The 22,009-nt window shown below is 68.4% G+C and carries 19 protein-coding genes; 14 read left to right on the top strand and 5 right to left on the bottom strand.

The features are described from left to right. Positions 1–93 precede the first annotated feature (93 nt). Positions 94–594, top strand: coding sequence for a SigE family RNA polymerase sigma factor (locus EIZ45_RS06330; RefSeq protein ID WP_037807080.1), 501 nt, complete (start codon positions 94–96; stop codon positions 592–594). Then, positions 591–1,328, top strand: coding sequence for a hypothetical protein (locus tag EIZ45_RS06325; protein ID WP_134664459.1), 738 nt, complete (start codon positions 591–593; stop codon positions 1,326–1,328). The genes EIZ45_RS06330 and EIZ45_RS06325 overlap by 4 nt, the downstream gene beginning before the upstream one ends. On the opposite strand, the gene EIZ45_RS06320 is transcribed toward EIZ45_RS06325, so the two are convergent. Then, positions 1,329–2,282 carry a Gfo/Idh/MocA family protein gene (locus EIZ45_RS06320; RefSeq protein WP_134664457.1) on the bottom strand — a complete coding sequence of 318 codons (954 nt, stop codon included), beginning with the start codon at positions 2,280–2,282 and terminating at the stop codon, positions 1,329–1,331. Further along, positions 2,279–3,385, bottom strand: coding sequence for a DegT/DnrJ/EryC1/StrS aminotransferase family protein (locus EIZ45_RS06315; protein ID WP_134664455.1), 1,107 nt, complete (start codon positions 3,383–3,385; stop codon positions 2,279–2,281). Before EIZ45_RS06315 ends, EIZ45_RS06320 begins: the two co-directional genes overlap by 4 nt. Before the next feature lie 191 nt (positions 3,386–3,576). On the opposite strand from EIZ45_RS06315, the gene EIZ45_RS06310 reads away from it, so the two are divergent. The 7 genes from EIZ45_RS06310 to EIZ45_RS06280 are packed head-to-tail and all read left to right on the top strand — an operon-like array spanning position 3,577 to position 10,073. Further along, a complete protein-coding gene (locus tag EIZ45_RS06310) occupies positions 3,577–4,320 on the top strand; it encodes a UDP-N-acetylglucosamine acyltransferase (RefSeq protein ID WP_134664453.1) in 744 nt (247 codons plus the stop codon). A 9-nt stretch (positions 4,321–4,329) separates the two neighbouring features. Further along, the gene (locus EIZ45_RS06305; RefSeq protein ID WP_134664451.1) at positions 4,330–4,575 is read left to right on the top strand and encodes an acyl carrier protein; all 246 of its coding nucleotides are present in this window, start codon (positions 4,330–4,332) and stop codon (positions 4,573–4,575) included. Beyond that, the gene (locus tag EIZ45_RS06300; RefSeq protein ID WP_134664449.1) at positions 4,568–5,299 is read left to right on the top strand and encodes an SDR family NAD(P)-dependent oxidoreductase; all 732 of its coding nucleotides are present in this window, start codon (positions 4,568–4,570) and stop codon (positions 5,297–5,299) included. Before EIZ45_RS06305 ends, EIZ45_RS06300 begins: the two co-directional genes overlap by 8 nt. A 28-nt stretch (positions 5,300–5,327) precedes the next feature. After that, positions 5,328–6,737, top strand: a complete 1,410-nt coding sequence (locus EIZ45_RS06295) for an AMP-binding protein (RefSeq protein WP_134664447.1) — start codon at positions 5,328–5,330, stop codon at positions 6,735–6,737. Continuing rightward, complete coding sequence (locus EIZ45_RS06290; RefSeq protein WP_134664445.1) at positions 6,734–7,786, top strand: acyl-protein synthetase; 1,053 nt, start codon at positions 6,734–6,736, stop codon at positions 7,784–7,786. Before EIZ45_RS06295 ends, EIZ45_RS06290 begins: the two co-directional genes overlap by 4 nt. Next, positions 7,783–9,027 (top strand): acyl-CoA reductase, encoded by a 1,245-nt coding sequence (locus tag EIZ45_RS06285; RefSeq protein ID WP_134664443.1) that lies wholly within the window; start codon positions 7,783–7,785, stop codon positions 9,025–9,027. The genes EIZ45_RS06290 and EIZ45_RS06285 overlap by 4 nt, the downstream gene beginning before the upstream one ends. 14 nt (positions 9,028–9,041) lie before the next feature. Further along, positions 9,042–10,073, top strand: a complete 1,032-nt coding sequence (locus EIZ45_RS06280) for a lysylphosphatidylglycerol synthase transmembrane domain-containing protein (protein ID WP_205670017.1) — start codon at positions 9,042–9,044, stop codon at positions 10,071–10,073. 66 nt (positions 10,074–10,139) lie between these two features. Here EIZ45_RS06280 and EIZ45_RS06275 read toward each other — a convergent pair whose 3' ends face one another. Both EIZ45_RS06275 and EIZ45_RS06270 read right to left on the bottom strand, forming a co-directional pair. Then, positions 10,140–11,678 (bottom strand): tachylectin-related carbohydrate-binding protein, encoded by a 1,539-nt coding sequence (locus EIZ45_RS06275; protein WP_134664440.1) that lies wholly within the window; start codon positions 11,676–11,678, stop codon positions 10,140–10,142. A gap of 47 nt (positions 11,679–11,725) precedes the next feature. Then, positions 11,726–12,259: a hypothetical protein gene (locus EIZ45_RS06270; protein ID WP_134664438.1), complete on the bottom strand. Its 534-nt coding sequence runs from the start codon at positions 12,257–12,259 to the stop codon at positions 11,726–11,728. 259 nt (positions 12,260–12,518) lie between these two features. Here EIZ45_RS06270 and EIZ45_RS06265 point away from each other — a divergent pair, with 259 nt between their 5' ends. From EIZ45_RS06265 to EIZ45_RS06255, 3 genes are all read left to right on the top strand, one after another. Continuing rightward, the gene (locus EIZ45_RS06265) at positions 12,519–16,484 is read left to right on the top strand and encodes a nucleic acid/nucleotide deaminase domain-containing protein (RefSeq protein WP_167756358.1); all 3,966 of its coding nucleotides are present in this window, start codon (positions 12,519–12,521) and stop codon (positions 16,482–16,484) included. Positions 16,485–16,614: 130 nt separating this feature from the next. Then, complete coding sequence (locus tag EIZ45_RS06260) at positions 16,615–17,091, top strand: hypothetical protein (RefSeq protein WP_134664434.1); 477 nt, start codon at positions 16,615–16,617, stop codon at positions 17,089–17,091. Beyond that, a complete protein-coding gene (locus tag EIZ45_RS06255; RefSeq protein ID WP_134664432.1) occupies positions 17,084–17,503 on the top strand; it encodes a hypothetical protein in 420 nt (139 codons plus the stop codon). Before EIZ45_RS06260 ends, EIZ45_RS06255 begins: the two co-directional genes overlap by 8 nt. A 19-nt stretch (positions 17,504–17,522) precedes the next feature. Here the strand turns inward: EIZ45_RS06255 and EIZ45_RS06250 are convergent, their stop codons facing one another. Continuing rightward, positions 17,523–19,418: a DUF6541 family protein gene (locus tag EIZ45_RS06250; RefSeq protein WP_240690711.1), complete on the bottom strand. Its 1,896-nt coding sequence runs from the start codon at positions 19,416–19,418 to the stop codon at positions 17,523–17,525. 220 nt (positions 19,419–19,638) lie between these two features. Here EIZ45_RS06250 and EIZ45_RS06245 point away from each other — a divergent pair, with 220 nt between their 5' ends. Together EIZ45_RS06245 and EIZ45_RS06240 are read left to right on the top strand one after the other, a co-directional pair. Then, positions 19,639–21,156, top strand: coding sequence for a hypothetical protein (locus EIZ45_RS06245; RefSeq protein ID WP_134664430.1), 1,518 nt, complete (start codon positions 19,639–19,641; stop codon positions 21,154–21,156). Between the two features lie 65 nt (positions 21,157–21,221). After that, positions 21,222–21,953 carry a 1-acyl-sn-glycerol-3-phosphate acyltransferase gene (locus EIZ45_RS06240; protein WP_043837805.1) on the top strand — a complete coding sequence of 244 codons (732 nt, stop codon included), beginning with the start codon at positions 21,222–21,224 and terminating at the stop codon, positions 21,951–21,953. Positions 21,954–22,009 lie beyond the last annotated feature (56 nt).

The following is a 22,009-nucleotide window of genomic DNA, read 5'->3' as shown; positions in this document are numbered from 1 at the left end:
CGCCGTTGAGACAAGACTGACCAGCCATTACGTCGACGCACGTCCCCCGCCCCCGTAACCTGGACAGCAAGGCCACCGGGAAACAGAGGGGGGATCGTGCGCGGGGACGACGAGTTCGCCGACTTCGTGCGGTCCTGTTCTGCCCGCCTCACCCACGCCGCCTACCTGCTCACCGGCGACCGCCACCAGGCTGAGGACGCCGCGCAGACCGCCTTCACCCGCACCTACGCCGCCTGGCCCAAGGTGCGGCGCAAGAACCCCTACGCCTACGCCCGGCGCGTCCTCGCCAATCACGTCATCGACATGTGGCGTCGCCCGATCCGCGAATACGCCACCGAGGAGATGCCGGAACCGTCGAAGGTGCCGGACATTTCGCATGCCGTCACCGATCGGGAATGGCTTTCCGACGCATTGGCCCGGCTCACCGCCCGGGAACGCGCCGTGGTCGTGCTCCGGCATTTCTTCGATTTGCCGGAACACCAAGTCGCCGAGGAATTGGGCGTGTCCGTCGGCACGGTGAAGAGCACCAATTCCCGCGCGCTGGCGAAACTGCGCGTGGACGGTGACGCGCTGGTCGGGGAGGTGAGCGCGTGACGGACGAACTCGACCGGTTGCGCGCCGCGCTTCAGGAAGCGCCCGCGGAACCCTTCGCGGAGCCCGACCTCGAGCGAATCTTCAAAGACGGCGGGCGGATCCGGCGTCGGCGGCGGTTTCTGACGTCCTCGGGAGCGGCAGTGGCCGTGGTCGCCGTCGTGTTCGGTGCGGCTTGGCTGCGTTCGCCGGGCGGTGCGCCGGAGCAGGTGCACGCGGCGGCAGCGCCTCCGCCGTCGGTAATGACAACGAGCACCGCCGCGCCGGCACCGGCTTCGACGTCGGCTGAGCCGCGGCCGCTCGGCGACGTGATTTCCACCGGCACCTACTCCGACGGCGCGGAACTTGTCTTCTACGCAACGGAAATCGACGACCCGGACACCCTGCCGACTGTCCAATTCGGAGTGATGGCCAGCCTGTCCGAACCGGACGGCAACCTGCGCCCGCTCTACCTCGCCAACGAATCCGAAGGCAGGGACCGCTCTTTCGGCTTCCACGCCACCTCGGGCGGCACCACCGTGTCCGACACCTGGGTGCCGGTCTACGGCTATTTCAGCGGGCCGGCCGCACGCATTGAGACCACAGTGGACGGTCGCACGGTCCCGGCGCACACGGCGCGCTGGAGCGAGGATCCGGACGTCGTCGTCTTCTGGTTCGACCAGGACGACGTACCGTCCGCGGAGAGCGCGACCCCGCTGGTCGCCTACTCCGCGGACGGCAAACGCCTCACCAAATAATCAGGCGGCTTCGGCCAGAACCTGCGCCACGACCTCGTGCGACGGCAGGATCAGCGCCCGCTCGACATCCGCGTCGACCTTGCCCTCCAGCAGGTCGACGAACCGGTCCAGCTGGGTCGCCAGCGGCTCGCGCGCGGTGACCAGCTCCGGGATCTCGATGACGGTCTGCTGCCGGTAGCCGAGACCGTCCGGGGTGACCGAATCGTGCGAGACGTGCCGGTAGATCGTCACGTCGCGGCGCAGCAGGTCGATCTCGATCATCCGGTCCAATTCGGACACCGTCAGCGACCGGACCTTGCGCTGCGCCAGCCGCGAGGCCGACACAGTGGCCAGTCCGGCGGGGAACGACAGCACCGTCTCAATGGTGTCCTCGGCCCCGGTGACCGACTGCGGGTGGAAGTAGCCTGCGCTGGAGGTGACCCGGCTCGGGGTCGACCCGCCGAAGAACTGGATCGCCAGGTCGACGTCGTGCACCAGCAGGTCCCACGCGACGCCGGTCTTGATCCGCGGCGCGTACGGGCCGTGGCGGCGCGCCATCAGGTGCACCGGTTCGTTCACCAGCGCCCGAGCGGTCATCACGGCCGGGTTGTAGCGCTCGAGGAGCCCGCACATCAGCGGGACGTCCTTCTTCGCCGACAGGGCAACGATTTCCTGCGAAAACTCGAGGCTGTTGCACACCGGCTTCTCGACCAGCAGCGGCTTGCCCTGGCCGAGAATCTCCTGCGCCAGCTCGTAATGCACCTCGGTGGCCGAGGCGAGCACCACCGCGTCCACATCGGACAGTGAGCCGATTTCCGGCGTCCACTGGGTTTCGTAGCGGTCGGCGACCGCGCGGCCCGCTTCCTCGCGCGGGTCGATCACGCGGGCCAGGTCCACCCGGTCGTTCTGCGACAGGACGCGCGCGTGCAGCGAGCCCATGTTGCCGGTGCCGACGAGTGCGATGCGGTGTGTCATGCGCCCAGTACCTCGCGAACGGCCTCGATGATCCGGTCCAGCTGGGATTCGGTCAGGTGCGGGTGCACCGGCAGCGAAAGCGCTTGCGCGGCAACGGCGGACGCCACCGGGAAGTCCTCGACGCGAGCGTCCGGGATCAGCGGGTGCCCGCGGTAGCAGTCGTAGTCGAAGACGATCTTCGGGTAGTAGATCCCGTTGCCGATGCCCTTTTCGGTCAGCGCGGAAGCGAATTCCTCGCGCGAGAGCATCGCGTGCGGGCCGACCAGCACGGTGTACTGGTGCCACACGTGCTCGCGGCCCGGCAGCACCTGCGGGACCTCGAGGCCCGGCGTGCCGGCGAGACCCTCGGACAGCCGCTTCGCGTTGGCCTGTCGGGCAGCGGTGAGCTGGTCGAGCTTCTCCAGCTGCGGGATGCCGACCGCGGCGTGCAGGTCGGTCATCCGGTAGTTGTGCCCGGCCATCTCGTACTGGTAGCGGGCTTTCATGCCCTGGTTGCGCATCACGCGCAGCTTGTCGGCCAGCGCGTCGTCGTCCGTGGTGATCACGCCGCCCTCGGCGGTGGTCACGTTCTTCGTCGCGTACAGCGAGAAGCAGCCGATGCCGTACGACCCGGCCTGCTTGCCCTCGAACGACGCGCCGACGGCCTGCGCGGAGTCCTCGATGATCCGCAGCCCGTGCTCGGCGGCGAGCGGCGCGAGCTTGCCCATGTCCGCGGTCTGGCCGTACAGGTGGACCGGCATCAGCACCTTGGTGCGCGGGCCGACCGCCTCGGCGACCGCGTCCGGGTCGATCGCGAAGTCGTCGCGCCGGATGTCGGCGAACCGGACGGTCGCGCCCGCCTCCAGGATCGCGTTCAGCGTCGCGACGAAGGTGAACGGCGAGGTCACCACCTCGTCCCCGGGCTGAAGGTCCAGCGCCTGCAGCGACGCGACGAGCGCCGTCGTCCCGTTGTTCACGGCGATGGCGTGCTTCGTGCCCGCGACTTGCGCGAAAGCGTCCTCGAAGCGCTTGACCATCGGCCCCTGAGCGATGGCGCCGGATCGCAGCACCTCGACGACCAGGTCCTCCGCGTCTCGGACGTCGACCACGGTAATGGGGATCATCGGCAGTCTCTCTCGGCTGGGGATTTCTGTGCGTCCGGTACAGTGCTAGGCGCTCCGGCCGCGAGGCCGGAAAGCCGCCGGTTCTGCGCCCGGCCACCCTGCATGCACGCGGGCCACACGTTACCGGGCGCCGCAGGCAGCCCTTGACCCCAGGCCGTCCAGGCCGGAAGCGACGAAACGGATCACCGACTGTGTCACCTGCGGCACCCAACCGGATTCACCCCACGGCAGTCGTCGGCGAGGGCGTGGAGCTGGGCGAAGGCAACGTCATCGGCCCGTACGCGGTCATCGTCGGCCCGGCCCGCATCGGCGACGGGAACTGGATCGGACCGCACGTGACCATCGGCACGCCGGGGGAGGACCGCGGGCGTCCGCATCCCGCGGCCTGGGAAGAAGCGCCGACCGGTGATCCGGATCAGGACGGCTACGGCGTCGTGATCGGCGATCGCAACCGCATCCGCGAGTACGTGAGCGTGCACCAGGGCACCTGGCGCACCACCACCCTCGGCAGCGACAGCTATTACCTGCGCGGCAGCCACATCGCGCACGACTGCCTGGTCGGTTCGGGCGTCACCGTCGCGTCGAACGTGATCACCGGCGGGCACTGCCACATCTGGGACGGCGCGAACCTCGGCATGGGCACGGTGCTGCACCAGCGCGTCGTGATCGGGCCGGGCGCGATGGTCGGGATGAGCTCGGCGGTCCGCCGCGAAGTGGGCGCTTTCACGATCGCGGTAGGCAACCCGGCGAGGGTGACCGGCGTCAATGTGGTCGGGCTGTCCCGGCGCGGCCTCGACGAGGCCATGATCGAGGCGCTCTCGCCGTGGCTGAAGGGCAAGGGCGACCTGCCGGACGACGGGCTGGCCGATCGCCTTCCCGGGGACCTCTCTACCGTGGTCAAGGCGTGGGACGCCCGCCCCCGCGACGAACACTAGGAGCTGTGAATGTCGGAAATCGCCCCCAAGCTGCGAGAGGTCTTCGTCGAGGCGCTGGATCTCGACGGGGACGTTGACGTCGAGAACCTCAAGTACCGCGACATCGAGGCGTGGGACTCGGTCGGTCACATGGCGCTGATCGCCGCCATCGAGGACGAGTTCGACGTCGAGTTCGACACCGACCAGGTGATCGACATGTCGAGCTTCAAGGTCGCGGTCGACATGGTGACCGAGCTGAAGTCCAAGAATGACTGATCTGTCCGGACGCGTCGCGCTCGTCACCGGCGGGACTCGCGGGATCGGCCTCGCCACGGCGAAGGCCCTGGCCGAGGCCGGGGCCACCGTGGTGCTGACCGGCCGCGACGAGTCGCGCGCGAAGGAGGCCGCGGCCGCCGCCGGCGCTTCGGCAGGCCTCGCGCTCGACGTGACCGACGCCAAAGCGGTCTCCACGCTGGTGCGCGGCGTTGCGAAGGAACACGGCAAGCTCGACATCGTGGTCGCCAACGCCGGGATCATGGAGGACGCGCTCCTCGGCATGATCAAGGAAGACCTGGTCGACACCACGCTGAGCACCAACGTCGCCGGCACCCTGCACACCGTGCAGGCCGCGGCCAGGGCGATGATGCGGAAGAAGACCGGCGCGATCGTCGTGCTGGCGAGCATCGTCGGCGAGTACGGAAGCGCTGGTCAGACGGTGTACGCGGCGTCGAAGGCGGCGGTGGCGAACATCGCGCGTTCGGCGGCGAAGGAACTCGGCCGCTCCGGCATCCGGGTCAACGCGGTCGCGCCGGGCGTGATCGACACCGACCTCACCGCCGGTCTCGCCGAGGACGCGAAGGCGGACAACATCGCGCGCACGCCGCTCGGCAGGCTCGGCGCCGCCGAGGACGTGGCGAAGGCGATCCGCTTCCTGGTGAGCGACGAGGCGTCGTTCGTGACCGGTCAGGTGCTGGGCGTCGACGGCGGCTTGGTGCTGTGAAGTGCTCTCGCGAGGGCGAGGAGGTTCGGTGAATCTGGTTGGCGAAGGGTCCCGGCTGGTCGACGTGGCCGGTGGCCGCACGCTGGCGGGCGACGAGCTGACGGCGGAGGTCGAACGGTCCGCGGCCGCGCTGGCGGAGCTCCCGCCCGGCGTGCTGTTCGCGCGGATGTCGCTGGACCTGGACAGCGTGCTGCGGTACCTCGGCGCGTTCGAGGCGGGACGGGCGATCGCGCTGATCGACCCCGCGCTCGACGCGGAGGTGCTCGAAGGCCTGATCACCCGGTTCCGGCCGGCTGCCGTGCTGGCCGCCCCCGAAGCGGACGCGCCCGACGGTTACCGGGCCGAAAACGGGCACTGGGTGCGCGAGTCGGCCGAGGGCGCGGTCCCGCACCCTGACCTCGCCGTTCTGCTCCCGACCAGCGGTTCCACCGGCAATCCGAAGCTCGTCCGGCTCTCCCGGCAGGGTCTGCTGGCCAACGCCGACGCCATCGCGCAGGTGCTGGCGATCGACGCGGAGGAGGTCGCTCCGACCTGTCTGCCGCTGCACTACAGCTACGGCCTTTCGGTGCTCAATTCGCACCTTTTGCGCGGTGCGACTGTGGTTATCGAATCTTCAGGCGTACTCGGCCGCGGATTCTGGGATTCGGTGAAGGAACACGGCGTGACTTCGCTGTCCGGCGTGCCCTATCACTACGAAATGCTGCGCCGGCTGAAATTCGACCCGGCGAAGTACCCGACCCTGCGGACCCTCACCCAGGCTGGGGGCAAGCTGCGGGACGATCTGGTCGCCGAGTTCAACGACAAGATGCTCGCGGTCGGCGGCCGGATGTACGTCATGTACGGCCAGACCGAGGCGTCCCCGCGGATGACCACGGTGCCCGCCGAGCGGCTCGCGGACAAGATCGGCTCGGCCGGTCCGGCGCTGCCGGGCGGTTCGTTCTCCATCCGCCGCGACGACGGCGAGGAAACCACGCATCCCAAAATTGTCGGTGAGGTCCTTTACCGTGGACCTAACGTGATGATGGGTTACGCGGAGGACGAAGCAGGGCTGAGCGCGGGCGACGAATACGGCGGAATGCTGGCCACCGGGGATCTCGGGTACCTCGACGACGAGGGGTATCTGTACATCACCGGCAGGCTCAAGCGGATCGGCAAGGTATTCGGCAACCGGGTCAGCCTGGACGACCTGGAGCAGGCCGTGCGCACGGCCGCGGTGGGCATCGACGTCGTGGCCGCGGTGCCCGCGGGCGACAAGGTCGTGCTGTTCGCCGAACTGCCCGAGGGCGACGGCGCGAAGGCGATCTGCAAGGACGCCGCTCGGGCGCTGGCGGAGCGGCTGCACCTGCACGCCAGCGGGTTCGACGTGCGCCCGATCGACACAGTGCCGCTGCTGGCCAGCGGGAAGATCGACTACCGGTCGCTGGAAGGACGGGTATGAGTGTGTTCACGCGCTCGCAGGCGGAGCGAGAGGCGGCGCTGCTCCCTGAGCTCGCGGAGCTGACCGCGCACCACCGGGCGAACTCCGCCGGGTACGAGCGCATCCTCTCCTCGCTCGGTTTCGCGCCGGACGCGTCGTTCGCCACGATCGCGGACCTGCCGTGGCTGCCGGTGCGGATGTTCAAAACGCACGACCTGAAGTCCATTCCGGACTCCGAGGTCTTCAAGACCCTCACGTCCTCGGGCACCACCGGGGCCGGCGCGTCGCGGATCTACCTGGACAAGGAAGCGGCGGGCGCGCAGACGAAGCAGCTCGGCGCCACCTTGCAGGAGGTGCTGGGCGGCGAGCGGCTGCCGATGCTGATGGTCGACACCATCGGCATCATCAAGAACCGCCGTTCGTTCTCCGCGCGCGGCGCGGGCGTGCTCGGCATGGCGAACTTCGGCCGCAAGCACACTTACGTGCTGGACGAGAACGACAAGCCGGACGTCGAAGCCGTGCGGAAGTTCCTCGCCGAGTACGGCGACAAGCCCTTCCTGATCTTCGGCTTCACCTTCATGGTGTGGCAGTACCTCTACGAGGTCGCCCGCGAGCACAAGCTCGACCTGTCGAACGGCATCCTCATCCACTCCGGCGGCTGGAAGAAGCTGATCGACCGCGCGGTCGACAACAGCGAGTTCCGCAGGCGGTTCAAAGAGGACACCGGCCTCACCCGGATCCACAACTACTACGGGATGATCGAGCAGATCGGCACCGTGTTCCTCGAGGGTCCGTCCGGGAACTCCTTGTACTGCCCCGATTTCGCCGACGTCGTGATCCGCGACCCGGAGAACTGGGAAGAGCAGCCGGTCGGCAAACCGGGAGTCATCGAGGTGGTGAGCACGCTGCCGCGCTCGTACCCCGGGCACGTGCTGCTCACCGAGGACCTGGGCGTGTACAACGGAATCGACGACGGCGACTGGCCGGGCAAGCATTTCTCCGTGCTAGGCAGGCTGCCGAAGGCCGAGGCCCGCGGGTGCTCGGACACGTTCCAGGGAGCGGCCGCGTGAGTGCTTTGGACCAGCGTTTTCCGCTCGGCGACTCGGTTTCGGTCGGCGCCCTGCTGGACGAACTGCGCGAGGAACCGCCCGGCGGCAGGCTGACGGTCGGCGACCCGCGGGTGGTCGAGTTCGTCACGAAGTTCGCGCGCAAGCTGCTCGCGCCCGCGCTGGCGCGGCGTTTCCCGGAGCTGGCCTCGCTGGGTTTCTTCCTGCGCAAGGGAGAACTCGCGAAGTCACTGTCCACTTTGGAAACCAACGGCGATTCGCTGCGGTTCCCGCGCGGGCTCGTTTTCCACGTGCCGCCTGCCAACGTGGACACCATTTTCGTGTACTCGTGGGCGTTGTCGGCGTTGGCGGGCAACAGCAACGTCGTGCGCGTGTCCTCGCGTTCGGCCGGTGCGGCGGAAGCCGTGCTGGAAGCGCTGAACGCGGCGATGGAAGACGTCTCGCCGGAGACCGCGGCCACCATCCGCGCCACCCAGCGCATGGTCACCTACGACCGCAGCGACGAGGTCAGCGGCGCGTTGTCGCTGGCCGCGGACCTGCGAGTGATCTGGGGCGGCGACGCTTCCGTGGCCGCGCTGCGGAAATACCCGCTGGCCCCGCACGCGCGGGACCTCACCTTCCCGGACCGCTCGTCGTTCGCGATCGCGTCGGTGCGCGGCTGGCAGGAAGCCGCGCCGGAGCAGCGCAAGGCGGCCGCCGAGGGCTTCTACAACGACTCGTACTGGTTCGACCAGGCTGCCTGCTCTTCGCCGCGCGCGGTGTTCTGGGTCGGCGACGCGTCGGGCGCGCAGGCCGCCGGACAGGAGTTCCGCGGGCTGCTCGCCGAGGTGCTGGCAGCGAAACAGCACGTCACCGAGCCGGCGATGGCCGTGCAGAAGCGAGTGTCGGCGTACGGCGCGGCGGTCGACGGTCTGGTGTCGTCGATCCGCTTCGACGGCAACGCGCTGGCGACGCTCGAGCTGGCCGACGCCAAGGTGATGCCGCGCGAATGGCTGGGCGCGGGCACGTTCGCGAACGCCTCGGTGGCGTCGCTGGACGAGCTGGTGCCGATCGTGCAGCGCAAGGACCAGACAGTGAGCCAGTTCGGGTTCACCCGCGAGGAACTGACCGGATTCGTGACGGCGCTCGCCGGACGCGGGGTGGACCGGGTCGTGCCCTTCGGCTCGGCCCTCACGTTCGCCGGGGTCTGGGACGGCTACGATCTGCTGTCCGAGTTCAGCCGGCTGGTCACGGTACAGGCCTGAGGAGCTGAGAGGCAGTGACGACCGTTCGTACGCAGAGCCCGGGGGACGACACCCCGTCCACTGAGGACACTCCGTCCGCTGAGGACGCCCCGACCACCGGAAAAGCCCGCAAGTCCACCAAGGCGCGGGTGCTCGACGTCGTGCGCTGGGTCGCCATCCTCTTGGTGATCGGCTTCGCGGCGAAGAGCCTGGCGTCCAACTGGGACGAGTTCTGGCACACGCTGTCGGATGTCGCTTGGCAGTCCTCGGCGCTGAGCCTGGTGGCGCTGATCCTGGCGATCATGGTGTCCACTTGGGGCTGGCAGGTCCTGGTTGACCATCTGGGCAAACCGATCGGCTACGCGCGCGGCGCGCAGATCTGCCTGGTCGGCTCGCTCGGCAAGTACGTCCCGGGGTCCGTGTGGGCGTACCTGCTGCAGATGGAGTTGGGTCGCAAGGCCGGCTTGGCAAGGGCCCGGATCTTCACCGGCTCGCTGATCCAGCTGGGCGTGAGCGTGGTGTCCGCGCTGGTCGTGTCGCTGCTCGCGGCACCGGCGGTGTTCAGCAACAGCCCGCGCGCGATGTGGCTGTTCGTGCTGATCCCGGTCGGTCTCGCGCTGCTGCACCCGCGCATCCTGAGCTGGGGCACGTCGCTGGTCCTGAAGCTCCTGCGCCGTCCGCCGCTCGCCGAGCCGCTGGGCTGGGGCGTCGTGCTCAAGGCGTTCGGCGCCTCCACCGGCGCGTGGGCTCTGCAGGGCGTGCACCTGTGGCTGCTGGCGAACTCCGTCGGCGCGCCGGGCTTCAACGGATTCATCCTGTGCGTGGGCGCGATGGCCGTCGCGATGACGGTCGGCACGTTCGCCTTCATCCTGCCCAGCGGGGTCGGCGTCCGCGAGGTCGCGCAGGTCGCGGTCCTCACGGCCAGCGGCCTGACGGTCGGCCAGGCGACGGCCTTCGCGGTGGCGTCGCGGGTCATGTTCACCGTGGCGGACCTGCTCACGGCCGGTTTCGCCGCGCTGGGCGCGAAGATGGCGGCCCGGCGGACGGCTCCGGTCGACGCCGCCTGAGTTCTCGCGTCTGAGGAGGCCGCCCGGGTTCGGGCGGCCTCCTCAGACGTTTGAGGAGAGCTCAGCTCACGGAACGAGCCGGCACGAGTCCGGCGCGGCAGTCGCGTGGAGGTCGGTGTTCCACCCGGAACCGACGCTCGTGCCGCTGGTACCTACCGGCAGCCAGGTGTCCGTGTTCGCGGAGTACCGGTACCAGCGCAGAACCGGGCCGTCCTTGCCGTCCCACGGGCCCGGACCCCAGGCGCCGCGGCCGTACAGGATGTCAGCTCCAGGCGAGAAGATGCCGCTGAAGATGTTCCATCCGGTGCCGACCAGTTTCTCCCGCTGAGTCCATTTCGCCGCGCCGAAGTCGTACTGGAAGCGGTACAGATCGCCGTTCGGTGTCCGGGCGTAGAGCACGCCGTCGCCGGCAGCGGTGATCGAGTCGTACTTCGTCCAGCCGGTGTCGACGAGCTGGCCATTGCCGTCGACCCACTTGTTGGCAGCGTCGTCCCAGAGATAGGCGCGCAGTTCGCCCTGGTCGTTGACCATGAAAATGCGTCCGGCCTGGTCGACGGTGATGCGGTTCTTGAACTCCGGCGTGAGATACCGGCCCCATCCGTCGCCGACCGCCTTGCCGCCGGTCAGGTTCGTGCCGTCCCATTTCCAGAGCTTGAGGACGCCGTCGCCGTACGGGTCGCCCGCGCCGTACGAACGGTGGACGTCCCACATGGCACCGTTCTTGCCCGCGACCGGCCGCCCGAACCAGCCGTTGCCGCTCGACTTGGTCGGTTCGGTCCAGCTCGCTGTGCCGTTCACCGGGCCATTGTGGATGTGCCGCCACAGGCTGCCGTCGGCCATGTCGTCCCAGACGACCGCGCCGTTCGGGCAGCTCACCGGAGTCGGAACGGTGTTCTGCCGGACCCAGTCGGCGAGGTCGTCGACCCGGGCTTCGGTGCCGCCTTCGCGGGTTTCGGTCACCGCGAGGCAGCCGTGCTGCCAGGAACGGCTGTTGACGGCCACGACTTCGACCTTGTCGCCCACCGTGCGCAGAGCGGGGCCGCCAGCGTCGCCGAGGCAGGTGTCCGAACCGTTCGCTGAAGTCACCGACGCCTCGGTGGCGTTCACCGACGAGACCGAGAACGTGGCAATGGACGGCCGAGCAGGCACCCATTCGGTCGCGGTACGGCCAAAGCCAGCCAGTTGGAGGGATTCCCCGCTCACCGGGGCAGTCGTGGCCAGTGCGACCGGTGCGATCCCGGTAGCGGGCTTGTCGAGTTTCGCCAGCGCGACATCGCGATCGGTCCGGCCGATTACCTTGACGACCTTGGCGTTCGTTCCGGCTCCGGTGCTGACGTCGACCGCGCCGACGCTGACTGTCGCGTTTTCAGTAGGCGCACCGGTGGCGCTCGCGGTCAGGCAGGTTGCCGAGGTGATGACCCAGGACGGGTCGATCAGCGCGGCCGAGCATGCTTTCGTGGGGGTCGCGATGCGCGCGAGATATCCGGAGGTACCGACTGGCACGGTCGTCCCGCCGGACACTGCGTGCGCCGGGACGGCGGTCAGTACGCCGCCGGTGACCAGGGTGGCGGAGAGAGCCAGGATGCTGCGGCTTCTTCGAGGCACAGGCGTTCTTCCTTCACGGTCCGATGGGGTGCTGGATTTTCGCTGGCTCAAGGGCTGACCGTGAGCTGGAGAAGTGTGGTGGGAGCGTTGTTCGGGTTGCTGCCGATGCCGACCGGGGTGCTGCCGTAACCGGCGACGTCGACTGTCGAGTGCTGGCCGGCGTCGGTGGTGAGGTCGGCCTTCATCCTGTGGCCGGCACCGGAGACTTTGCCGTCGCCGCGGATCTCGTAGACCGCGGGAAGACGAAGCGCGAGACGTCCGGTGGCCGCGAGGACCTTGAAGCAGACGAGTCCGTCCTTTCCTACGTTTTCCGTAGAACGAACCTGGAGCACGCCGACGTTTCCGTCGGGCGGGGTCGCACAGTCGGCGAAAACAATGTGTCCGTCGCCGGAGGTGAGAACCACGTTGTACTTCTGCTGAATTAAGGCGGCACCGGGGTAGGAATAGTCCTCCACGATCGAACCGGGTTCGTCGGCCGCGGCCTGCGGATTACCAGTGGCGGCTCCCGCGGTCCATAGGCTGAATGACGTAATTGCTGCCACCGCGGCGACGGTGCTAATCCCCAGTTTTTTGATGTGCATGTCAATCCGTTCGATTGATCGCTACAGCTCGTCCGCTTTGCTATCGCCGGTGATGTGCAGGTATTACTCGTCCTCGACGTGAGGAACATCACGGCAATTACGGTTCCTGTTGATTGCTAACCTGATGCCGCCGTGTCGCGTTCGCGGCTTCTCTGCGGGTTTAGTGCCAGGCTTTTCCAGACCTGTTTGCCGATCTCCATGTTCCGGCTTTCTTTGTCATGTCCTTTGTCAAAAACAAGACATTCCTGGGAAGAGGGTCATGAAACTGGTTCGAAGAACGTGGCGGGCGTGGCGCGCCGGCCTGATCGCCGTCCTCGTGATGGCGCTGACCATGCAACTTGGCGTCCGGCAGGCAATGGCCGCGCCAGCTCAGCCCGCCGCCGCGGCGGTTGCCGCGGACGGTCAGATCCTGACGCCGCGAGGCAAGGTCCTGATTATCTGGCGAGACGCCGGATCCCAGACAAAGGCGGCCGCCGAGCGAGCGTTGACCGGGTCGGACGCGGACGTCAACGCGTTCCTCCAAGACAATCTCGACCGGCTGACCGCGCTGGACGACCGGATCGCGGTCGATCAGCTTCTCGCCTCCGGCGGTCCCGCGGTGAAGAGTGCCGCTCAGCGGGCACTCGACGCGGCGGACACCGATCCCAAGGCACTGCGGAATTTCCTGGACACCGGCTGGGGCACCGCGTCGACCACCGACCTTCGGATCCGGGTCAACCAGATTCTCGCGGCCGCCGGTCCGCAGGTGCGCAAGGCCGCCCAGACGGCTTTGGACGACGGCAGTTCAGACGCACTGCACGAGTTCCTGAACACCACCGCGGCGAAGGCGGAGGCGGTCGACCTGCGGGTGCGGGTCAACCAGATCCTGGCCGTCGGCGGAAAGGAAGTGCAGGCCGCCGCACAGACCGCCCTCGGCGACGGTTCCCCGAACGCACTGCGGATCTTCCTCGACCGTGAGTGGGAAATCGCGGCAGCTCGGGACCAGGAGACCGACAGCATCCAGCAGTTGCTGGACTCGGCGAAGATCGCCGGGCAACAGGCTGCGGAGAAGACGCAGGCTGCCAAGGACTCCGCGGCCCGCGCGCTGGAAGAAGCTGACAAGGCTCGACAAGCGAGCGAATTCGCGGAGAAGGCCGCTGAGGCGGCCAAGGACAACGCAGCGGGCGCAGCGGATGCCGCTGGTCGTGCGGCGACGGCAGCGAATCGGGCAGCGAGCGCGGCGCAGGCCGCCATGGGCGCGGCCAACGCGGCTACGGCTGCGGCGCGGGTTGCCGCGCAAGCTGCTTCGCGTGCGGCCGCCGCTGCTTCGAAGGCTGGCAATGCCTCGGCGGCGGCGTGGAACGCGGCTGCCGCAGCGCGAGTGGATCGTGGTAAGGCTGGCGACGCGTCGAAGGCAGCGAAAGACGCGGCGTCCGCGTCGATCGAGGCGAAAAAGGCCCAGGATGCGATCGACCTGGCTCGGGTGGCACTCGGCCATGCCCGGGAAGCGGTCGACGCGGCGGGTTCGGCCGGGCAGAACGCGGAGAAGTCGGCTGCGTCCGCACGGGCAGCCGTCAAATGGGCGCAGCACGCTGGTGCGGATGCTCGACAGGCAGAGGCGGCGGCCGCGAAGGCGGCGCGGGAGGCCGACCGGGCAAATCGTTCGGCTGCTGCTGCCCGGGCCTTCGCGGACGAGGCCGACGCCGCGGCGGCACAGGCTCGCGAACTCGCCGCTCGGGCGGTGGTGGACGCAGCGTTGGCTGCGGCTGCCGCAGATGATGCGGCCCAGCACGCGGGCGAGGCCGAGCACGCTGCTCAGCTGGCAACGGACCACGCGAACGCGGCGACCGCAGCGGCGAGGATCGCCAGTGACGCGGCAGCCCAGGCCAAACGCATTTACGACGCCGCCCGGAAGGCTGACGCCGATCGCCTCGCCGTCCAGGCTGACCAGGCCACGGAAGCGGCGCACCAGGCGCTCGAGGTCCAAGATCAGCTCGGGCTGACTCGCAAGTGGAACGCCGCGCAAGAGGCACAGCGCGACGCCGAAACGAACCGCCTGCTCGCTGAGGCGACTGCGCCGGGAACAGATCCGGCGCTAGCCGTGACCGATGGTCGCAAGGTCGCGTTGCGGCTGCTGGAGACCGGCGGTCCATGGACCAAATCGGCAGCCGAAGGCGCGCTGTCCGGCGCTGACCGCGAGGTGCTCGAGTTCGTCCAGACCGGGATCACCCGTGCCGCGGGGCAGGACGATCGGGAGACGCTGCAGGAACTGGTCGCCGACGCGGTGCCTGCCAAGAAGGCGGCAGCGGAGAAGGCGCTGGCCGGAAGCGACGCCGACGTCAAGCAGTTCCTGGCGGCTCCGGATTATCCATGCGAGAACACCGATTTTCGGATCCAGGTCGACCAGGTGCTGGCCGCGGCGCGTGCGTCCGGTGATGCCGTCGTCGTCTCCGAAGCGCAGAAGGCGCTCGACGCCGGAACTGTTGAGGCGTACCGGAATTTCCTGGACACCGGGCAGAACATCGCCCGGGAAAAGGACGACCGTATCGCGCTGAACCAGCTCATCGCGAACCAGAACACCGGTCCGGAAGCACGGATGCTCGCGCAGGCCGCGCTCGCGGGTTCGCCGGACATCGTGCGGCAGTACCGGCTCAACGGTCAGTACATCGCTGCCCGGCATGACCGGGAATCCGCCGCGCACAACGCCGCCGTCGCCGGATTGGTCTCGGAAGCCACGTCGATCGCGGCCAAGGCGGCGGAAAACGCGGCTACCGCTCAATCTGTCGCGGCGACGGCGCGCAACGCGGCCAAGGACGCGGAAGCCTACGCAGCACAGGCTCGTGGCTACGCCAAAGACGCGGTGGCATCGGCAACCCAGGCTGTCCAGTCCGCACGTGACGCGCAGGAGTCCGCGCGGCAAGCCAACCAGTCCGCCGCGCAAGCCGCCGATGCGGCGAAGCGGGCCTCACAAGCGGCTGTCCGGGCGTCGCAGTCGGCGGCTTCGGCGCGACACTCGGCCAACATCGCGACGCGGTACGCGCAGAGCGCCATCGCCGCGGCGCATCAGGCGTACCAGGACGCGATCGATGCCGGCAAGGACGCGAACGACGCGGTCAAGGCCGCGAACGAAGCGCGGGACAAGGCGATAGCCAAGGCGAATCAAGAAATCGCCGATGCCAAGAAGAAATTCTCGGACGACGTCAACAACGCTTGCAACGTGATTCCGGGTGGCCCGGATCACGACGACTGCGTTGCCCGGGCCACGCGGATGGTCAACGACCCGAAGGGCGAGTCGGAACGGAACGTCGCCGTCTGCAACCAGCTCAAGCAGTACAGCGAGCAGACGTTCAACGACTGCCTCAAGGGCGCGTACAACCCGGCGCTGACGTACCTGATCAACAAGGCGATCTCGGACGCGAAGGAGAAGGCCGAGGACGAGGCGGACTCGGACCGCTGGTGGGGGATCGCGGGCGCGATCGTCGCCGGAGTCGCCGTCGGCGTGGGGATCATCTGTGCCGAGACGTGCACTGCCCCGCTGGTAGGCGCGCTGGCGGGTGCTTCGGCCGGAGCCTTCGCGGAAGCGGCCGGGGTGGGGCTCGAGATCACCATCGGAGCGGACCTCCTGACCGGAGTGGCGGCCGATTCCCTGCTCGCGACCAGACTGGGCGCGCTGAGCGAGGAGGGATTCCTCCAGGGGATCACGGTCCGCAACAAGCTCGGCGACCTCGCGCTGAATTTCATCCGCAATGCCGCGGGCTCGTGCCTGACCTTCGCGTCCGTAAGCCGTGGCGTCGCGGCTCGGGTTCCCTGCCCGATCAAAATCGTGCCGGTCTTGTACGCGCGCGCGACCGCGGATGCGAATGATCTCGCCAACCTGGCCTTCCGCTACCGGATGGAGCTGGGGTATGGCTACAAAAACGCCATGGGGCGGAATATTGCGATCGCCAAGGTTCCCGGATACATAGATCCATCGGGGAAACTTCCCAAGGGGTATATCGGTGCGATAAGTGGGCCATCCGGGCATGCCGAGGAAGTAATTCTTCAGACGCTGCGCGACGAAAAAATTGATTTCTCTAAAATTGAGCGGATGTTCACCGAGCGTTCTCCGTGTTCGGATATCTGCGCTCCGCTCTTAAGTAAAGAGCTTAGTCCGGGTACGGTGGTCGAGTATGCGATTACCTACCTGAGGCAAGACGATGCAGCAACGCTATGGGAACTGCTCAAACAGCGGGTCTTCAACTATTAACCGCCTTGGGGCGTCCCGTCCCTGACAGTCGGGTATACGCAGGTTGTGAACAGGGTATTCTCGTGAAGCGCAAGGGTGGTCCAGTCGTGCCGCTGGACCACCCTTGCGCGGACAGTGGTAAGGAGCCGACATGACCGACCCGTTCCAATTCTCCACAAAATCTCTACTTGACAAGCGTCAAGCGCTCGAGGACCGCGCTCCTGGCGAGGCGGTCGAGACCTGGGTCGAATTGGCGAAGCTGGCTCGTGCTGAACTGCGGCGGCTAGGGCTTCCCGCGTCCATCAGCACCTCCGGTGACCCCGTTTCTCTGGAGGAGCCTCCCGGGGTGCGAATACACGTAGCCGACCGGTACCCGTACGGGGTGTTGTTCAGCTGGAATGCGCCCATCACCGATTCGGAGAGTTTTCGGGCGAAGCTGATCGCGCAGCAGATGGACGATCCGCTGGTGGTCCGGGTGTTCGAGGTCACCAGGATGATCGAGCGCGCGGTGCACCGCTTGCTCGACAAGGCGGGCTTCCGGGTGCTCATCGACAATTCCGCACACATGAACTACGAGTATCGGATCTTGGCCGCTCCGGCCCGGTTGGGAGGAACCGCGAGTGTCTGATCCGCTTCGGTTAATGGAAAACCTGCCCGGGGAGGACGGCGCGGCTGTCCAGGCTTCGGCGGAAGCGGTCGAGTCGTGGACTGAACTGGCGAATCTCGCTCGCGACGAGCTGCTGCGGATGGGTATCCCGGCTGTCGTGCACGCACAGGGCGAGCCATGGGCTGAGGAGAGTCCAGGGGCGGTGCTCGAGGTCAACGCGGGGCCGCCGTACGGCGTCATCGTCAGGTGGAACCCTGCGGTCGCCGATTCGGACGATGCCGCGGAGCAGTACCTGACCGCCGCGAAGGATATTCTTGAGGAGACGATGTACTCGGTGCTCAGTGCGGCGAACTTCCGCACTCTGATCGAGAAGGTCGGGTCCGGTAATTATATTTTCCGGGTGTTGAAGAAGCCGTACTTGATCCTGGAATAACTGGACCGCGGCGTACCCGTCAGCGATTCAGCTGGTAAACCACCGAATCCTCGTTGCGATACACCTCTTTCAGGAACGGCAGCCCCGCCAACCCGTTCACGCCCGGATCCGCATAAGCGCGCTTCGGCGGAGCCGCCGGGCGGCCCAGGATCACCCAGTGGATGTTCAGGCGCTGTACGGCGGCGCGGACGGCCGGGTCCGTGTCGTAGTCGCGGAATTTCGCGGCCAGCAGCACGGCATCCGAGGGCGGGCTCGTGCCGTCGTCGTGGGCGGCGACGGTGCGGACGCCGCTGAGCGCGTAGGTCCACGGCGTGCCGTCCCAGCGGTCGTTCATCGCCCATTGGCCCGGCTTCGCGAGCTTGCCCAGTTCCGCCATCGCGCGTTCCTCGCCGGGCGTGATCTGCTCGAGGGCCGGGTCAGTGGGGTGGTACCCCTTCGCGACCACATCGCTGTTGGTCCGTGTGTACAGGCCTTTAGTGGCTCCCACGAAGGCGATCAGCACCACCGCGGCGAGCGCTGCCGGCGGTACCCGTGCGGGCAGTCGCTCCTTCAGCCACTCGTGCAGTGCTGCGATTCCGTGGCCCGCGATGAACGACAGCGGCACGGTCGCCATGGTGATGAACCGGTACGGATCGTCCCACCACGGCCGGGCCAGTGCCATGATCAGCGGCGCGTCCGAGGACGAGACCGCCAGATAGAACACGCCGGTGACCAGCGCGGTCAAGCCGATCCAGCGCAGCGCGCCAAGCCTCCGGAAGAAGATGAAGCCGACCAGCAAAGCCACTGACAGCAAGAGCTGCGGGTTTGGTTCGAAATGCTGGAACCCGAGCAACGCGCCGAGCGCGGTCGTCGCGCGCCATTCGATGGGCCAACCGAGGTATTGCACCGTCGAGCTGTTCGCCAGCCCCAGCGCACCGAACAGTTGCAGCCACGCCACGAGCATCGCCACCACTGCGATCGGCAGCAGCGCCAGCAGGTCCTTGCCGATCGAGCGCCACCGCTCGATCCAGCGCTGCACCAGCAGCGGTCCGGCGAACAGGATCGCGCCGAACAACGTGGACGAGTGGATGCAGAGCAGTCCGACCGCCCCGATCATCAGCACGAAACCGGTGTCCGGTGCGACCCGGTCGAGGTACCGGCGCAGCACCACGGCGGCCAACGGGGTGAATGCCATGCCCAGCAGGAACGGGTACAGCGGCCCGCGGTTCATCGACTCGTACAGGCCCGTCACCGGCGCGACCGAGGCGAGCGCGACGGCTCCGGCCAGCACCGCGCGGCCGCGGAACGCCCGCACCAGCACCGCGAGCGAAAGCGCCAGCAAGCCCGGCAGCAAGGCCGTGTTCACGTCCAGGGTGAGCGGGATCGAACCGCCGCTGAGCGTGTACTGCACGGAGGCGAGCAGGTGGTACGCGTTCGGGTAGAAAGGCGGTTTCCCGTCCTCGTACCAGTTCACCGTGCCCATGCCGAAAAGGCCGCCGTCGCCGGTTTCGGCGATGTAGCGCACGCCGTTGGCCGCGTACGGCGCGTCGCCGCCCTGTGCGATCGCGCCGAGGTGGCCCATGCCGTGCGCGGCCGTGTAGAACCCGATGACGGTGGCCAGGACGACGCAGGCAGCGACCGCCCAGTTCGCCCGCGGTTCCCAGGCTCGCACCTCTCGCTCGGGCCGCCACCGGCGCACCGTGAGCCACCGGAGTCCAAACGCGACAGCCGCGAAGATGACGGTGGCCAGCGCATAGGTCCAGGCGTTGAAGGGCAGCCCCATCGCCGCTGTCCACGGGCCCGCGAGGCCGCCGACGGCGTAGCTCAGCAGCGGGGTCAGGCCGGCCAGCAGCCAGCCGCGCAATCCGGCGGCGACGCCGGTGATCAGCCCGGGAATCCCGAGCACGAGCAGGCAGCAGGCGATGCTGGCTGCCACGGACAACGTTGTGGGGTCGCTCGGCACAGTCTTCCTCGAGTTATCGGCGTCCGCCTGCTCCCCGTGGCGGATGGGAATCGGGCCTTAGGCTAACCGCACCCCATATACACCCGAACGGCTGATGTCCGGGAAGCGCGGCCGCGCGCTTGACTGGAGCCGGTGAGGAACGGTCCGCCCGGGGTCGGCTGGACGGGTGAGGGGCGCGGGAGGCTGGGGGCGCGTGGTTTACGCGGTCGTGGGGGGATGGCTGGCGCTGGCCGCGCTAGTCGTCGCCGCCTGGCGGCGGATGGGGCAGGACCGGAGCTGGCGGGTCGCGGTTCTTCTGCTCGTTCTCGGGTTTTCGCTGCTGCATCAGCTGTTGTTCGCCACCGCGACCGAGGACGCGTACGTCAGCTTCCGGTACGCGCAGAACATCGCCGACGGCAACGGCCCGGTCTTCAACCCTGGCGACCGCAGCGAGACGTACTCGAATTTCCTCTGGCTCGTAACGATCGCCTTGCCGCGCGGGGCATTCGGTGCGGACGTGCCGTCGGCAGCTGTCGTATTGAGTGGCGTGGCCGCGCTGGGATGCGTGTTGATGGCGTATTTCCTCGCCAACCGCATCGCCGCGCTCGGGCTGCCGGAGGGAGCCGAGCCGCGGCGCGCGATCGGGGTCGCGGCGGCGTTGCTGACCGCGGGGGCGAACGGGCTTGCGGTGTACGGGCTTTCGGGCACTGAGCTGCCGATGTTCGCGTTGCTCGTGCTCTGTGTCGCGTACGCGTTGGTGGCGGGTCGGCCGTTGGTCGCCGGTGTGCTCGTGGCCAGCGCGGTGATGACGCGGCCGGAAGGGATTGTGCTCGCGGTCGTCGGCGCGGGATGGCTCGTTTTCGCTGCCGTGCGCGGGCGGCACACTTGGTGGGCACCGGTCGGTTTTGTGCTGGGCGCGCTGGTGTTCCTGGCTCCGTGGACGGCTTGGCGCGTTACCTACTACGACCGGTTCGCGCCGGACGTGGGTCTGCCGCCCGCACCGGATTGGTCGTATCTGGGCGGCTTCGCCTTGGCGCACTTGGGTTTTCTCGTCCCGGCCGCGGTGGTGGCGGGGCTGGTGGCATCGCGGGGACGCGCGGTGGAGGCCCGGTCGGCGTTGTGGTTGGTGCTGGCGCTCGCCGTCGGCCACACCGGGATCGTGGTGCTTTTCGAGGAGGATCCGGGACTGTCGTGGCGGCTGCTCGTGCCGGTGCCGCCCTTGCTGGCGGTCGCCGCGGTGGCCGGGTGCGGCGTCGTCGCTCCGGTACCGAGGCCGCGGGCGATTTCCCGGGTGGTTCCGGCGGTCACCGCGGCGCTCACCGGGGTCGCGGTGGCGGTCTCTGTGTTCAGTCCCGAAGTGCTGGAGCGCGTGCGGGCCTGGAGCACGCAGGGCGCGCAACTGGCCGAGGTCGGCGACTGGCTCGCCCGCTACCTGCCGCCCGGGTCCACCGTGAGCGCCGGGTCGCCGGGGCTGCTCGCGAGCCGCGCCGGTTCGCACGTGCTGGTGGTCGGGATGGACGCGGAACGGTCGACGCTCGCCGTGCCCGGCCGGTCGGGGTACGCCGATCGCCAGGATTGTGCCGACGACCTGCCCGCCTGGTACCGCGTCGCGACCTTCCGGCGCACCGGGACGCCGTTCTGGATCGCGGTCTACCCGCGCGCCGACGACGCCAGCCGGCTCGTCGGCGAACTCGACCGCGCGCCGGACTTCCACTACGTGTCCTGCCCCTGAAGTGTGGCGGAGCCGACCCGCGCGACCTACCGGCGGGAAACCTACGGTCCCGTAGCCTTGGGCGCATGGCTGAATTCGTGTACCCGCCCGTCCTGGTCGCCGCGCGGCTGATGTTCCGGCTGCTCGACAACCGCCTCCGGGTGACCGGCGCCGAACACGTGCCCGCCCGCGGCGGTGCGGTGCTCGCCTGCACACACGTCAGCTACCTGGACTTCATCTACTGCGGCCTCGGCGCCCGGCCGGCGAAGCGGCTCGTGCGGTTCATGGCCAAGCAGGAGATCTTCAGCAACCCGGTCGCCGGTCCGCTGATGCGCGGCATGCACCACATCCCGGTGGACCGCGCCGCCGGGCAGGCGTCCTACGACGAGGCTGTGGCGCGGCTGCGCGCGGGCGAGGTCGTCGGCGTGTTTCCGGAGGCCACGATCAGCCAGTCGTTCACCGTGAAGGACATCAAGACCGGCGCGGTCCGGATGGCCGCCGAGGCGGGCGTGCCGGTGATCCCGATGGCCCTGTGGGGCACGCAGCGGCTGTGGACGAAGGGCCGTCCGCGCGACCTCACCCGCAGGCACGTGCCGATTTCGGTGGTGATCGGCGAGCCGATGCGCCCCGGCCCGGAGGACTCGTGCGAAGCACTGACGACGGACCTGCGCGCCCGGATGTCGGAGCTGCTGGAAAAGGCCCAAGCGGAGTACCCGGAGGCCCCGCAGAGCGACGCCGAGCGCTGGTGGCTGCCCGCCCACCTCGGCGGCAGCGCGCCGACGCCCGAGGAGGCGGCTGCGCTCGACCGCCGTTCGTGAGCGCCCCAATGCCACATTGAGGATTTTTCATCCTGGTTTGTGCTGGTCAGGGTGTT

Origin of the sequence: Amycolatopsis sp. CFH S0740, from assembly GCF_004522315.1 — a bacterium.
GTDB classification, from domain to species: domain Bacteria; phylum Actinomycetota; class Actinomycetes; order Mycobacteriales; family Pseudonocardiaceae; genus Amycolatopsis; species Amycolatopsis nivea.
Note: the sequence above shows the minus strand (reverse complement) of the source record. Positions and strands in the feature narration are given on the sequence as shown.